The sequence below is a fragment of the Chondromyces apiculatus DSM 436 genome, assembly GCF_000601485.1.
GTDB classification, from domain to species: domain Bacteria; phylum Myxococcota_A; class Polyangia; order Polyangiales; family Polyangiaceae; genus Chondromyces; species Chondromyces apiculatus.
The window spans coordinates 1-12,734 of record NZ_ASRX01000021.1 but is presented as its reverse complement, the minus strand read 5'-3'; the positions used below and the strand labels follow the sequence as shown (position 1 = coordinate 12,734).

The following is a 12,734-nucleotide window of genomic DNA, read 5'->3' as shown; positions in this document are numbered from 1 at the left end:
CGAGGAGCACGAGGCATGGAGGACGAGCAGCCTTTCCGACCGACCGACATCTCCGAGTGGTTCTGGACGCTGATCCGGAAAGCCGGCAAAAACCGCGAGACGCTCAGGGCCCTCCTGTCCACACTCTCGCGTGACGAGATCCACCGCTTCCACCGAGAATTTGAGGATGCGTCCGTGGAGCTCCAGACCGACCCTTTCCTGCAGCACATCGACGAGGACGAGTCCGAGGACGGCGTCGAGGACATCGCCAACTGGGTGGTCAGCCAGGGCTTCGAGGTCTACCAGGATGTCTGGGACCACCCGAGCCACATCCCGCCCCACGTCGACGTCGGGAACCGCGAGGACCTGTACGGCATCGCCGGCGAAGTCTACGCGGCGCGTTTCTCTCAATCGATCGGCGAACACGAGGAGGAGGACGACGAGGAGAACGACGACGACGACGATTGAGGATCGCGCATTCACACGCACCTCTCTTCACGCCGACGCACCAACCTCACGCCTTCGCGCCCGCCTCCCTCCCCGCCTCCGCGCGCCTCAGATGCGCCTTCGCCCAGGTGCGGAAATCCGTGGTCGCGAGCCCCAGCGCGCGCGCGTACTCCGGGCGTGCCGGGCTATCGACCACGTTCATCCGCTGCTGCGAGATCACGAAGGCAGGCCAGAGCCCCTGCGCCAGCGCCTCCTCCGCCGTGAGCGACGGCGCCTCGATGTGCGTGCCCAGCGCCTCCGAGAGGACCACCGCGACCTCGCGCATCGACAGCCTGTCCCCCGCCAGCTCCAGCTCCACCCCGTTCCAGGCCACCGGGTCCGCGAACGCCGCCGCCGCCGCCGCGCCGATGTCCTGCATCGCCACCATCGAGAGCACCGTGCTCGGCGCGAGCATCGTCAGCAGCCGGTCCTCCACCCCGTTCGCGAACAGAAATGACGGACGCACGAAGTTCTCCATGAAGAACCCCGGTTTGAGCAACGTGAACGAGCGAAAGCCAGCCTCGCGCACGAGATCCTGCGTGTACGCCTTGCTCTCCCAGTAGTGAACCTTCGACTCCGGCGACCCCCACCCCGGCTGCTGGCGGTGGTACTCCCCCGCGCCCGAGACCGACGTATGCACGAACTGCGGCACCCCCACCGCCCGCGCCGCCTCCACCAGGTTCTTCCCCTGCCGCCGCTCGGTGTCGTCGTCGAGATCCTTCAGGTTTGGCATCTGCACCGAGAACACCCCCCGTGCCCCCGCGCCGGCAGCCCGCAGCGATTCAGGGTCATCCAGGTCCCCCCGCACCAGCGTCGCGCCCAGCTCGCGGAGCGCCCGCGCCCCTGCCGCGTCCACATCGCGCACCAGCGCCCGCACCGGCACCCCCTGCGCGAGCAGCGCCCGCGCCACCGCGCCCCCCTGCTTGCCCGTCCCGCCCGTCACCAGGATCGGATCGGCCGCCGTTGCGCCCATCGCGAGAATCGAATCGGCTGTCGTTGCAGTGCTCATGGGCATTTCATACGCCCCGCGCTATGGACGATCGATGCCTCGCCGTCCAAACCTCGTATCCAGGACGCCAGAACAGCTCGACCTCCAGGACCCCCGCGGCGACGTCCTCGCCGACGTGCTGAGCGTCTCCCTGCTCCCGAACGCCCTCTACAAGTGCATCGAGGCCCGCTCCCCCTGGGGCCTGCGCGTCCCCACCCGCGACCGCGCCGTCTTCTACCTCATCGTCCGCGGCCACGCCCTCCTCGAGGTCGACGGCGAGCCCCCCCGCCTTCTCTCCACCGGCGACGTCGCCTTCATCCCCCACGGCATGGCCCACACCCTCCGCGACGAAGCGGCCCGCCACCTGTTCCCAGTCCACGACGGCCCCGTCTGCGTCGCCACCGGCCCCGCCCGCATCGGCGGCACCGGCCCCCTCACCACCTTCCTCGCGGGCTTCTTCCCCTACACCGGTGGCCTGAAACCCCTCCTGCTCGAGCACGCCCCGCACGCCGTGGTCCTCACCGCCTCAGGCGACGCCCCGAGACCCTGGAGCACCGCCACCATCGACCTCATGCTCGCCGAGATCGCCTCCCCCGGCCCAGCCAGCACCCTCGTCCTCCAGCGCCTCGCCGACATTCTCTTCGTCCAGGTGCTCCGCTGGCTCTCCACCCACAAGGGCTGCGGCCTGGTGCAGGCCCTCTCCGACCCCCCCGTGCACCACGCCTTGAACCTCATGCACACCCGCGTCGACGAGCCCTGGACCGTCGCCAAGCTCGCCTCCCGCGTCGGCCTCTCCCGCTCCGGCTTCGCCCAACGCTTCACCCAGCTCGTCGGCGACCCGCCCCTCCAGTACCTCGCCCGCTGGCGCATGTCCCGCGCCGCCGAGCTCCTGCGCGAGACCGACGACACCGTCGCGCAGATCGCCCAGCGCGTCGGCTACGAGAGCGTCCCGTCCTTCAGCAAGGCCTTCAAGCGCTGGCAAGGCAGGAGCCCGGCCCACCACCGGGCCTTTCAGGGGTAGCCGCCTTCACCCCGCTGCATGCGCTCCCCGCAGCGCGCCGGGGCGACGCGCGGAGCACCCTGACCCGCGACATCGAGGCATTCCTGTTCGCGCCGGCAATCCCGCCTTCCTGCTCTCGCTCCCCCTGGCCTTGACGGGCCTCCTGAGTTACTCACGGGCGTCGTAAACAGGTGCATTCCTCGTGGTGCGCGGGGATGGGGCAATGAATTCAACGGCCAGAGGGGACAAGTTCGAGGCAAAAATCTTTGCCTTCCTCCAGCACGAAGTGGCGACCCGGCAGTTCTTCATCCTGCAATTTGCCGCGAAAGTCGCCCAGGTGTCAGGCGCGAACGTCAAAGAAATCATGGGCTCGACGACGGCCTTCTCGAAAAGCACCTTCGAGTATTGCAAGTCGAGGGGGATCGGACTGCTCAGGTACTACGACCGGTCCACCCTCAAGTGGGAGCTGTCCAGGTCGCCCTCATCAATCACGTACTCGCCCGCAGCCTGGGTCGACGTCCGGACGGCACTCCTGTCAGAGCTGCACCAGAGCCGCTATTTCGATTTCTACGGCTACACCGAGAACGTGTACACGAACTCGCTCTATGTCTTCTTCAGGGCCCTGACGCAGAAGTCGACGGACACTCCTGGAATGTTCAGGTCGAGACGCTGAACAGGCTTCAGCAGCCCCTGGTCCAGCCCATTGCACCGAGCTGTATCGAGAAGATGGCCCAGGACGTTCTCGACCGAATCGCTTACGCGGGCGGAGCCATACCCCTCGACAAGATCTGTCAATGGCATTCCAGGGAGGCTGGCCTGGGGACCTCGAACGTGAGACGCCTGCAGCGTTCGGGCTTGAAGATGCGCGACGCATGGAATGGCAGGCCAATTATTTTGCCTCCTGCCTGCTCCTCCCTGTGCATCATTTCAAGGGCAGTTTCTTCGCGCTGCTGCGCGAACTCAACGTGAAGAACCGCAGCTTCGGCCCCCTGTTCCTCGACGAGCAGGCGTGCAATCAACGCACCTTCTACCGTATCACGGATGCTCTCAAGCTCCATTACGATGCGCCCCGGAGTGCGGTCGCGCTCCGCCTGAAAAGCCTCGGGCTGCTGAACGACGAGTCGGGGCTCACACGAAGGTTGAGCACCTGACGCCCTGCGAGCGCGCGTGGCACCGCTGCCCCTGCCGGAAGACCGAAAACGCCACACAGGTGCTACCTCGAACGCTTCCGCGTCCCGGCTCGTGGTCTGCAAGAGCGACGAGCCACACCTGCTCCTCCTCGACCGAGCTCTCCAGGTAGTCGAATCGCGCGACCTCCTCCCCGAGATCTTCTTCGAGGAGCACCAAGCCTCGGTCAGGCCCTGGACCCCTGTGCCCCCACGGAGCCCTCCGGCGCGGCCCCCAACTACTGCAAGTGACTGCATCGAGACGTGATCCTCCCCAGCTATCCGGCAAGCACCCGCTCCCTGTGGGACATCGGCTCGCTCACAGGCGGGCTTTCTCCCGCGGATGCTTGAGCGTCGGTCTGGTGGTCGAGGATCCGGACAGCGACTTCGGCCCGACGCTTCCGGCCCTTGTTGCTGCTCGGGATTGCAGGGTTGACGCCAGGGCTGCCGGTGCTGACGTCGAAGAGGATGAAGTCCCTGGGATCCCCGCGCACTGGATCCGGTAGTGACCGGGAGTTCTTCAACCGATTGCAACCATCGCAGCTCACGCGCCAGTTCGACCAGCGGAACATGCTCGCACTGTCCTTGCTCTTGGCCTTGCAGTGATCGATGGTCCGTCCAGGCGCATGATCGCAGTACATGCACCGTCGGCCGTAGCTCGTCTCCAGCTTCGCAAACCAGCTCTGGCCACACGGAGAGGCCCGAAAGCGCTTCCAGACAGCTTGCAGATCGCCATCCTGCGCCTGCTGTTCGTGTTTCGCGAGGCAGGCTTTCAGCGTTGCGCTCCTGGGGCGCAGCCGTCGCGCCACGGGCATTATGAGCGGTTCTCTCCCTCCCTGGCTGGCCTGCCCTTTTTCCGCACCTTCACGGCCGGACCTGGCACCTTCGCTACTTTGCCGGCAGAAGAGGCCTTCTTCGTGCTGGCCTTCGTGCGTTTCCTGCTCGTCTTCTCGGCACGGCCAGGCCCTCGGTCATCAGGCCCTTGCTGGATCATTGTTCCGATCACCCCGCAAGAGCTACCTTCCCGCACCCATCCCTGAGCGGAGGGCATGAGCGCATTCAATGCGGGCTGCCCGGTTAGCGCTACCCCGAACGCCTTGAGGAGCGTGCTCTTGCCCAGGCTGTTGTCGCCATAGACAACTACCCATTTATGAGGCCGATCTTTGCCGATGCGCAGATCGACTTCGACATTATCGAAGCACTTGATGCCATCCAGGTTGATCCAGGTTGCCAGCATCGTGTGTCACTGCACCCGGAGGACGGACGGGCTATTCGGATGGGTAGGGGAGCGGCGCATCCGCAATGTTCTCAACGTACCACGGCAAGGCCGCGCATCGGGCTTCCCTGCGCGTGCGGGCTTAACCCTCCCGCCTGCACCGCAGCGCCAGCAGCCTCGGCACCTCTCCCTTCCCCTCCCCATCCCGCCACTCCTCCAGCCCCACGATCCTGAACCCCGCCTCCAGCGCCGCCTGCACGTACTCCGACACATCGTGCACGTACGCCTGCACCAGCACCGTCTCCCCCGTCTCCGGGCTCGTGAACCGCGCCTGCTTCCCCAGGATCTGCCGGAACGGGTGCAGCTCGCACAGGTAGTACTCTCCACCTGGCCGCAGCACCCGGAACGCCTCCTTGAACACCCCCTCCAGCGCCTCCACGTGCTCCAGCACCAGGTTCCCCACCACCAGGTCCACGGCTCCATCCGCGAGCGGCCACGCCTCCCGCACGTCGTGCTGCACGTACCGCACATGCGCCGCGGAGACCCGCTGCCGCGCCTGCGCCAGCATCCCCTCGGAGAAGTCCATCGCCGTCACGCTGCGCGCGTGCTCCGCGAGCCAGGCGGTGTTCTTCCCGGTCCCGCAGCCGACCTCCAGCACGTCACGGCTGGCCAGCGGGAACGTCTGACGCCGGAGGACCACCGCATCGAGGTCGCGCGTGGGGTTCTCGTTCCCATCGTAGACGACCGACCAGCGATCGTAAGCCGCAGCAACCTCGTCCTTCTTCGTTGATTCCGGCGTCATGCTTATCATGCGTTCACTCCTCTCCTTTTCACTCCTACCTTCTCACTCCCTCACTCCGCCTCCACCACCATCGCGCTCCCCCCATTCCTCCTGACCGGCTCCGCGGCGGCCGTCACGCTCCCATCCGCGTGGAACTGGATCGCCGTCGCCGCCCCGATCAGCCCTGCATCCGCGAACTGATGCCCGAGCGCCTCCAGCGCCATCGCCTCGGCCGAGCCCAGGAACGCCGGCTCCGCGTTGCTCGTCGCGTTCCCCGAGTTCCGCTGCGACACCCGCGGCGCGGCCACCGCGTCCTCGATCGGCATCCCCAGGTCCAGGTGGTTCACCAGGATCTGCAGCACCGTCGTGATGATCGTCGCGCCTCCCGGTGCTCCCGCCGCCAGCACGGGCTTGTCGTCCTTCAGCACGATCACCGGGCTCATGCTGCTCCGCGGCCTCTTTCCCGGCTCCAGCACGTTGGGGTGCACGTCGTTCGTGGTCGGCGGGATGTTGAAGTCCGTCAGCTCGTTGTTGAGCAGGAAGCCGTGGCCGGGCACCACCATGCCGTTGCCGCCCTCGTACTCGATCGTGCAGGTGTACGAGACGACGTTCCCCGCCGCGTCGGTGATGGTGAGGTGCGTCGTCTCGGGGTCGAGATCGCCGGGCGCATCGCCGGACACGTCGATGTCCACGCCCGCACCCATGCCCGCGCTCACGCTCCACCCAGCGCCAGCCCACACGCCGCTCGGATCGTTCTGGTAGGCGAAGGGGTCACCGGGCATCGCCGCGGCCACCGAGGCCAGGGCTGGATCGATCAGCAACCGCCGCTCGTCGGCGTAGCCTGCCGAGAGCATCCCCGCGACGGGCACGTTCACGAACTCCGGATCGCCCATGAAGGCATTGCGGTCGGCGTACGCGAGACGGGACGCTTCCAGGTAATGGTGGAGCGCGTCGCTCTGGCTCATCGCCGGCAGGTCGAAGCCTCCCAGCAGGTTCATCGCCATCGCGCCGGTCAGCCCACCGCTCGACGGCAGCCCCACCCCGAAGAGGGTGTGCCCGCGGTACGTCGACGTCACCGCCGGGCGCACGCGCGCCTCGTAGCCGGAGAGGTCGGACTTCTCCATCAGCCCGGGGCGCGACACGATGGTGGAGCCCGCGATGAACGGCGGGTTCTTCACGGTGGCCACGATCGCGTCTGCGATCTCGTCCTGGTAGAAGGCCGCGGGCCCGCCCTCGGCGATGGCGCGGTAGGTCGCGGCGAGGTCCGGGTTCTTGAAGGTGCTCCCCACCGGGAGCGGGTCGCCCTCGGCGGTCAGGAAGAGCGCGCGTGAGCTCTCGATCTGACGGAAGCGCTCCAGGTTGCGGGTCGTCTGGTCGAAGAAGGTCTGGTCGACGTCGAGGCCGTTCTCGGCGACCAGGATCGCCAGGCGGAGCGTGTCCGCGAGCGGGAGCGTCCCGTAGCGCTGGAGTGCCTCCTCCCAGCCCCGCAGCGTGCCGGGGACGCCGACGGACAGCCCGCTGGTCAGCAGGGTGTCGAAGGAGAGCGGCGCGCCCTGCGCATCGTAGAACGCGGTGCGGTCCATGGCCTGGGGCGCGACCTCGCGGTGGTCGATGACCACGGCCTGCTTCGTCTCGGCCAGGTACACGAGCATGAACCCGCCGCCACCGATGCCGCACGAGAACGGATCGGTCACCCCGAGGACCGCCGCCGCTGCGACCGCGGCATCCACCGCGTTGCCGCCGTGCGAGAGCGTCTCGATGGCAGCCCAGGTGCCCCGCACGTCCACGGTCGCCGCCGCGCCACCGCGTCCCCTGGCCGTGGGCACGAACTCCGTGGGCGGGACCGGGTCGGGGTCGGTCATGCCCGTCGAGGAGGTCGAGGTCGACGAGGAGCTGGAGGACGAACCTGATGACGCGCTGGACGAGGAACTGGCCGTCGCATCGCTGAGCGCCGGATCGGACGCGCAACCCAGGAGATGGGCCGAGAAGAGAAGCACTGGCAGACGAGCTCGCATGAAACCTCCGCGTGGGCACGGGCGTGCCCCTCCCGAAGGAGTAACGCGAACCCCTGCCGCTGGGTGCGAAGAAGCTCCGGAAGAGGTCCCGAAGAACCTCCGCCAGGAGCCGGGCCGGGAGATCACTTAGCCCTTGCGCTTAGTGTTCGAGGTTGCTACTCAGCTCCATGGAACAGCATCCGGAACAGCTCAGCGGCATCTTCCAGGCGCTTGCTGATCCCACCCGCCGCGCCGTGCTGGGGCGGCTGGGCAAAGGGCCGGCGAGCATCAGCGATCTGGCGAAGCCATTCGACATGGCATTGCCGTCCTTCATGAAACACATCCAGTTTCTCGAAGGCAGCGGGTTGATCCAGACGCACAAGGAAGGTCGCGTGAGGACCTGTTCCATCGAGAAGAAGCCGTTTGCCACCATCGAATCGTGGCTGTCCGCGCAACGCGCCCTCTGGGAAAGCCGCACCGACAGGCTCGAGCAGTTCGTCATCAACGCCCTGAAAAAAGGAAAAACCACCATGAGCCTCACTAAGAATCCCGATCTCGACCTGACGATCTCGCGCATCATCAAGGCCCCCCGGTCCCTCGTGTGGAGCGCCTGGACCGACCGCGAGAGCTTCGAGCAATGGTGGATGCCGGCGCCCGCGAAGTGCAAGGTGGTGGAGATGGACCTGCGCCCCGGCGGCGCCTTCACGACCCAGATGAGCGAGAAGGGCGGCGACTTCGTGCCCCACCTGAGTGGCTGTTTCCTCGACATCGTCGATGGTGAACGGCTCGTCTTCACCAACGCGCTGCTCGGCGGGTGGCGGCCTGCCGAGCAGCCTTTCATGACGGCGATCATCACCCTGAAGGACCACCCGACCGGCACCGAGTATGCCGCTCACGTGATGCACAAGAGCAACGCCGACCGGAAGATGCACGAGGAGATGGGCTTCTTCGACGGGTGGGGGACCTGCATCGAGCAGCTCGCCAGGCTCGCCGAGAAGCGCGCCCGGTAGGCGCCTGCTACCAGGGGAAGGTCCCGTCGTCGTTGACGAAGCTGCCGCTCCCGGAGAGCGGCACCTGCACCGCCCGCATCACCATGCGGGCTCCCTCGTCGGTCGTGAGGGTGCCGGTGTTCCCGTTGAGGTCCGTGGCGACGAAACCGGGATTGACGACCGTGACGGCGATTCCCTCGCCGCGCAGCTCGTTGGCAAGCCCGACGGTGAGCGCATTCAGCGCCGTCTTCGAGGAGCTGTAGGCGAAGGCCGGCCAGCGCGAGAACCCGTTGCTCGGGTCGCTCTGCAACGCCAGCGATCCCAGCCCCGAGCCGACCATGACGATGCGGGCATTGCTCGTCGCCCGCAGGAGGGGGAGGAATGCCCTGGTGACCCGCAGGGGGCCGAAGACGTTGACATCGTACGTGGCGCGCAGGGTGTCGAACTGCACGGCGCTCGGCTGACCGTCGCCAGCCGCAAGGTAGATGCCCGCATTGTTGACGAGCAGATCGAGCGAACTCGTTTGCGCGCCGATCTGCGCGGCGGCCGCGGCGACGCTCGCATCGTCGGTCACGTCCAGCGCGACGAAGCGGACGTCGCCGGCCTCGGCGAGCGCAGACGCCGCTGCCTGGCCCCGGGCCTCGTCCCGGCTCCCGAGCCATGTCGTGTACCCCTGCGCCGCGAGCTGCCGCACGACAGCGAGGCCGATGCCCTTGTTGCCGCCCGTGACCAGTGCCGTCTTGGTGATGTTTCCCATGCGGTCAGCGTAGAGCGCGGGGGTCGCACCCTCCATCATGGGGCGTCCAGAATACTTGATGCGCCGTCCATGGCCCCGGGGGGCTGGTAGCTCCTGCGTGACCGGAGGGCCCGCCTTCGCAACGCCTCCGGCGCTCACCTGTCGCACGAATGACCATCTCACCAATGCAGTCGCGATGCACGGCCGCATCGATGAAGCTCCCGGGAACGCCTGGCGTCGCCGCCTCTGCGCAATCGTCAGCGCCAGGGCCAGGTCCGCCTCCCTCCCTGGGAAGAGCCTGGTGGAGGCCGACACGGAGGGGCTCCGCGCAGGACCCGGGTGTGCGCTTCGCAAGGTGAGGGTCGTTCGTGTGGGCCCGAAGTTCCTTCGTGTCGACGCGAAGTTTCGCGCCTGTTCACGAACGAAGCTCGTGTCCACGTGAGGGGTCTTCGTGCCCACACCAGAGGCGTCCACGTCCACACGAACCAGGGACGTGTCCACGGGAAGATCGTTCCCGTCTACATGAACGTTCTTTGCGTCGACACGAAGGATCCTTCGTGTGCGCGGACGAAACTCGCGTCCACGCAAAGGATCTTCATGACCACACGGGCGGCATTCACGTCCACACGAACCAGGGACGTGTCCACGGGAGGGTCCTTCCTGTCGACGTGAAGCCCCTCTATGTCGACGGGAAGCCCGCCTCTGTCGACGGGAAGCCCGCCTCTGTCGACGTGAAGATCCTTCGTGTCGACGTGAAGGGTGCTTCCCGTCGACGTGAAGGGTCGTTCGTGTCGACGTGAAGGTCGGCCACGACAACGGTGTCCCCTCTCACCAGATCGCGCCCGAAAACCCTGTCTGCAGGGAAGGGCATGTCGTTCGAGGTAGGATTCCTGTCGCCATCTTGTCCGCTGCCATCGCAACCACGGACCCACGTTCCCCACCTCTCTCACCTTGTCCTCCTCGTCGCCTGGCTCCGTCCGCACCGCCCCTCGTGCACTACACTGCGCCGCCATGACCTCCGACCGACGCCTCGCGATGCCCCCCGTGCTCCGGCGCGGCCTCGCCCTGCTCGGGGTGGTCCTCGCCATTCTCTGTGGCGTCGCGATCGTCGTGCCGTCACTCCGCAATGAGCTGCTCAATGCTTGGCTCGAAAGCTATGGCATTCCCGCGACGGGCGTGGTCGTTTCCGTGGAGCCATCGGAGCACGTGGTGAATCGTCAGCACCTCGCCCGCGTCGTCGTCGACGTGCAGCAGCAGGAGGGCGGGACGCTGCGCACCGTGGCGGATCAGCAGCTCGCGGGCTACCTCGCCCCGCGCATCGTCCCGGGGGCCGTCGTCTCGGTGACGTACCGCGCCGCCGACCCGCGGAAGGTGCTGATCGTCGCGGTGCGCTGATCGTCGCAGGGCGCGCTCTGCCAATGCACACGCTGCGCATTGCTCCGTGCGTGCATTGGCCGGCGAGGGAGCCACGGGAATCTTGACCCGCGCCCGTGGGTGGCCTAACGACGATAGCTTCGATGACACCGATGGACGCGAGCGCAGGTCCCGCCCGAGCGGCCCAGGAGGATGGCTGGGAAAACGGCTGGACCCGGCAGCCCGACAACGGTGCTCCGGCGATGCGGGTGAGATACCCGCGCCGGGCTCTGCCCTCGGACGCGGTGCGGCCCACGCAGGCCCAGATCGACCTGCCGCGCCTCCAGCACAACCTGCGGGTGGTGCAGCAGAGCGTCGGCGCATTGCCCACGCGCTTCGAGCGAATCGAGCGCACAGACGGGAGCGAGAAGGCGCCGCAGGTCTGGGGGGTGCTCAAGGCCGACGCCTACGGGCACGGGGCGCCCGCGGTGGCGCGGACCCTGGTGCGGGCAGGGATCGACGGGCTCTGCGTGGCGCTGCTCGAAGAAGCCATCGAGCTGCGCGAGGCGGACATCGCCTGCCCCATCCTGGTGATGGGCGGCTGCTACGGCCTGCGGCACGACGGCATCGTGGAACTGATCGAGCGCAAGCTCACCCCCGTGGTGTTCGAGGCCGGGCACATCGAGCTGCTCCTGGCCGTGGCCAGCCGCCAGAACAAGGGCCCCATCGGCGTGCACCTCAAGGTCGACACCGGCATGGGCCGCCTCGGCGCGAGCATCGAGGATCTCCCCGAGACCCTGAGGGCCCTCAAGGAAGCCTCGCCCCTCATCCGGCTGGAGGGCCTGATGACCCACCTCGCCTGCGCCGACGGCGACACCCTGGACGCCACCGAGGCGCAGCTCGCCCTCTTCGGCGAGGTGGAGCGCCAGACCCTGGAAGCCGGCCTGCGCCCCACCCTGCGCCACGCCGCCAACAGCGCGGCCCTGCTCCGCCTGCCCAGCTCCCGCTTCGACATGGTGCGGCCCGGCATCGCCCTTTTTGGACACGAGCCGCGCGCCGGCGTGGGTCCGCACCTCCTGCCCGTGATGCGCGTGCGCACCGAGGTGGTCAGCCTCCGCAAGCTCCCCAGGGGCCAGCGCATCGGCTACGGCCACACCTGGGAAGCCCCGCGCGACTCCGTGGTGGCCACGGTGCCCATCGGCTACGCCGACGGCTTGAGCCGCGCCCTCTCCAACCGCGGCGCCGCCCTGATCCGCGGCAAGCGCGCCCCTGTCGCCGGCACCGTGTCGATGGACCTCACGGTGCTCGACGTGACCGACATCGCCGGCGCCGAGATGGGCGACGAGGTGGTGTTCCTGGGCGCCCAGGAAGGCCCGCTGGGACGCGACGAGATCACCGCGACGGAGATCGCCGAGCAGACCGGGACCATCCCCTGGGAGGTGCTGACGAACATCTCCCGGCGGGTGCCGCGGTTCTATTCGCAGGCGTGAGGGGTGTCATGCCGAACGCGCCGAAGCTCTCCGTGAGACCGCAGCCCCTCCTTGCCGTGCGCGACGTGATGGCGAGCACGCGGTGGTACGCGACCCTGCTGGCCCTCGACTCCCTTCCCGAGCACCCCCACCGGAACCTCTACAACCGGCTGCTCAGCGGCAACCAGCTCGTGCTCCAGCTCCACCGCTGGGACGCCGAGGAGCACCCCAACTTGACGGGGGAGCACGAGGCGAAGCATGGGCATGGGGTGTTGCTGTGGTTCGAGGTCGACGATTTCGACGCGGCCGTCGCCCGCGCCAGAGCGCTCCGCGCGGAGGTGCTCGAAGAGCCCCACCACAATCCGGCTCCGGATCACCGGGAGATGTGGCTCCGGGATCCGGACGGCTATGTGGTGGTGATCGCGAGCCCCGATGGGGAGGCGGGATAGGCTCCCGAGCGTGCCAACCTATATCCTCACCTCGAACCCCGGCCGCTGGGTCTGGGACGATGGGGTTCAAGCGCGTCCTCACTTCGATCCCGTTCTTGTCTCGACTTGGGCACTTTTGCGCCCAGCAC

The 12,734-nt window shown here is 67.6% G+C and carries 15 protein-coding genes and 2 pseudogenes; 11 read left to right on the top strand and 6 right to left on the bottom strand.

The window, feature by feature from the left end:
* Positions 1-15: 15 nt before the first annotated feature.
* Positions 16-447 (top strand): DUF4240 domain-containing protein, encoded by a 432-nt coding sequence (locus CAP_RS15320; protein ID WP_044241311.1) that lies wholly within the window; start codon positions 16-18, stop codon positions 445-447.
* 46 nt (positions 448-493) lie between these two features.
* On the opposite strand, the gene CAP_RS15315 is transcribed toward CAP_RS15320, so the two are convergent.
* A complete protein-coding gene (locus CAP_RS15315; RefSeq protein WP_231511491.1) occupies positions 494-1,474 on the bottom strand; it encodes an NmrA/HSCARG family protein in 981 nt (326 codons plus the stop codon).
* A gap of 34 nt (positions 1,475-1,508) precedes the next feature.
* Between CAP_RS15315 and CAP_RS15310 the strand changes: the two genes are divergently transcribed.
* The 3 genes from CAP_RS15310 to CAP_RS15300 all read left to right on the top strand — a co-directional run bounded on the left by CAP_RS15310 (position 1,509) and on the right by CAP_RS15300 (position 3,604).
* Complete coding sequence (locus CAP_RS15310) at positions 1,509-2,474, top strand: AraC family transcriptional regulator (protein WP_044241309.1); 966 nt, start codon at positions 1,509-1,511, stop codon at positions 2,472-2,474.
* 202 nt (positions 2,475-2,676) lie between these two features.
* Positions 2,677-3,126, top strand: a complete 450-nt coding sequence (locus CAP_RS15305) for a hypothetical protein (RefSeq protein ID WP_044241307.1) — start codon at positions 2,677-2,679, stop codon at positions 3,124-3,126.
* Positions 3,127-3,247: 121 nt separating this feature from the next.
* Positions 3,248-3,604 carry an ImmA/IrrE family metallo-endopeptidase gene (locus CAP_RS15300; protein ID WP_156040838.1) on the top strand — a complete coding sequence of 119 codons (357 nt, stop codon included), beginning with the start codon at positions 3,248-3,250 and terminating at the stop codon, positions 3,602-3,604.
* A gap of 293 nt (positions 3,605-3,897) precedes the next feature.
* Here CAP_RS15300 and CAP_RS55750 read toward each other — a convergent pair whose 3' ends face one another.
* Positions 3,898-4,428, bottom strand: a complete 531-nt coding sequence (locus CAP_RS55750; RefSeq protein ID WP_197041193.1) for an HNH endonuclease family protein — start codon at positions 4,426-4,428, stop codon at positions 3,898-3,900.
* On the opposite strand from CAP_RS55750, the gene CAP_RS53625 reads away from it, so the two are divergent.
* Entirely contained in the window at positions 4,342-4,659 is a 318-nt protein-coding gene (locus tag CAP_RS53625) for a hypothetical protein (RefSeq protein WP_231511490.1), read from the top strand. The two genes, CAP_RS55750 and CAP_RS53625, sit on opposite strands and share 87 nt — an antisense overlap.
* A 29-nt stretch (positions 4,660-4,688) precedes the next feature.
* On the opposite strand, the pseudogene CAP_RS55745 reads toward CAP_RS53625, so the two are convergent.
* The 3 genes and pseudogenes from CAP_RS55745 to ggt form a co-directional block, all read right to left on the bottom strand.
* Positions 4,689-4,856, bottom strand: a pseudogene (locus CAP_RS55745) (AAA family ATPase); the annotation flags it as partial.
* Between the two features lie 121 nt (positions 4,857-4,977).
* Positions 4,978-5,646: a class I SAM-dependent methyltransferase gene (locus CAP_RS15290; protein WP_052375309.1), complete on the bottom strand. Its 669-nt coding sequence runs from the start codon at positions 5,644-5,646 to the stop codon at positions 4,978-4,980.
* A 41-nt stretch (positions 5,647-5,687) separates the two neighbouring features.
* Positions 5,688-7,478: a gamma-glutamyltransferase gene (ggt, locus tag CAP_RS15285; protein ID WP_156040837.1), complete on the bottom strand. Its 1,791-nt coding sequence runs from the start codon at positions 7,476-7,478 to the stop codon at positions 5,688-5,690.
* Between the two features lie 320 nt (positions 7,479-7,798).
* Here ggt and CAP_RS55740 point away from each other — a divergent pair.
* Both CAP_RS55740 and CAP_RS55735 read left to right on the top strand, forming a co-directional pair.
* Positions 7,799-8,110, top strand: a pseudogene (locus CAP_RS55740) (ArsR/SmtB family transcription factor); the annotation flags it as partial.
* 30 nt (positions 8,111-8,140) lie between these two features.
* Positions 8,141-8,620 (top strand): SRPBCC family protein, encoded by a 480-nt coding sequence (locus CAP_RS55735; RefSeq protein WP_044241455.1) that lies wholly within the window; start codon positions 8,141-8,143, stop codon positions 8,618-8,620.
* Positions 8,621-8,627: 7 nt separating this feature from the next.
* Here CAP_RS55735 and CAP_RS15275 read toward each other — a convergent pair whose 3' ends face one another.
* Positions 8,628-9,395 (bottom strand): SDR family NAD(P)-dependent oxidoreductase, encoded by a 768-nt coding sequence (locus CAP_RS15275; protein ID WP_231511488.1) that lies wholly within the window; start codon positions 9,393-9,395, stop codon positions 8,628-8,630.
* A 608-nt stretch (positions 9,396-10,003) separates the two neighbouring features.
* Between CAP_RS15275 and CAP_RS54970 the strand changes: the two genes are divergently transcribed.
* From CAP_RS54970 to CAP_RS15260, 4 genes are all read left to right on the top strand, one after another.
* Positions 10,004-10,135 (top strand): hypothetical protein, encoded by a 132-nt coding sequence (locus tag CAP_RS54970; protein ID WP_269324308.1) that lies wholly within the window; start codon positions 10,004-10,006, stop codon positions 10,133-10,135.
* Positions 10,136-10,346: 211 nt separating this feature from the next.
* Positions 10,347-10,730: a hypothetical protein gene (locus CAP_RS15270; RefSeq protein ID WP_044241294.1), complete on the top strand. Its 384-nt coding sequence runs from the start codon at positions 10,347-10,349 to the stop codon at positions 10,728-10,730.
* A gap of 122 nt (positions 10,731-10,852) precedes the next feature.
* Entirely contained in the window at positions 10,853-12,178 is a 1,326-nt protein-coding gene (gene alr, locus CAP_RS15265) for an alanine racemase (protein ID WP_231511487.1), read from the top strand.
* Positions 12,179-12,186: 8 nt separating this feature from the next.
* Positions 12,187-12,606, top strand: coding sequence for a VOC family protein (locus CAP_RS15260; protein WP_052375307.1), 420 nt, complete (start codon positions 12,187-12,189; stop codon positions 12,604-12,606).
* Positions 12,607-12,734 lie beyond the last annotated feature (128 nt).

Bases quoted from the DNA above. Each gene is read 5' to 3' on its own strand.
- CAP_RS15290 (WP_052375309.1), bottom strand. From the start codon at position 5,646: ATGATAAGCATGACGCCGGAATCAACGAAGAAGGACGAGGTTGCTGCG.
- CAP_RS15270 (WP_044241294.1), top strand. From the start codon at position 10,347: ATGACCTCCGACCGACGCCTCGCGATGCCCCCCGTGCTCCGGCGCGGC.
- ggt (WP_156040837.1), bottom strand. From the start codon at position 7,478: ATGACCGACCCCGACCCGGTCCCGCCCACGGAGTTCGTGCCCACGGCC.
- CAP_RS15300 (WP_156040838.1), top strand. From the start codon at position 3,248: ATGGCATTCCAGGGAGGCTGGCCTGGGGACCTCGAACGTGAGACGCCT.
- CAP_RS15275 (WP_231511488.1), bottom strand. From the start codon at position 9,395: ATGATGGAGGGTGCGACCCCCGCGCTCTACGCTGACCGCATGGGAAAC.
- CAP_RS15305 (WP_044241307.1), top strand. From the start codon at position 2,677: ATGAATTCAACGGCCAGAGGGGACAAGTTCGAGGCAAAAATCTTTGCC.
- CAP_RS15315 (WP_231511491.1), bottom strand. From the start codon at position 1,474: ATGAGCACTGCAACGACAGCCGATTCGATTCTCGCGATGGGCGCAACG.
- CAP_RS55735 (WP_044241455.1), top strand. From the start codon at position 8,141: ATGAGCCTCACTAAGAATCCCGATCTCGACCTGACGATCTCGCGCATC.
- CAP_RS15260 (WP_052375307.1), top strand. From the start codon at position 12,187: ATGCCGAACGCGCCGAAGCTCTCCGTGAGACCGCAGCCCCTCCTTGCC.
- alr (WP_231511487.1), top strand. From the start codon at position 10,853: ATGACACCGATGGACGCGAGCGCAGGTCCCGCCCGAGCGGCCCAGGAG.
- CAP_RS15320 (WP_044241311.1), top strand. From the start codon at position 16: ATGGAGGACGAGCAGCCTTTCCGACCGACCGACATCTCCGAGTGGTTC.
- CAP_RS15310 (WP_044241309.1), top strand. From the start codon at position 1,509: ATGCCTCGCCGTCCAAACCTCGTATCCAGGACGCCAGAACAGCTCGAC.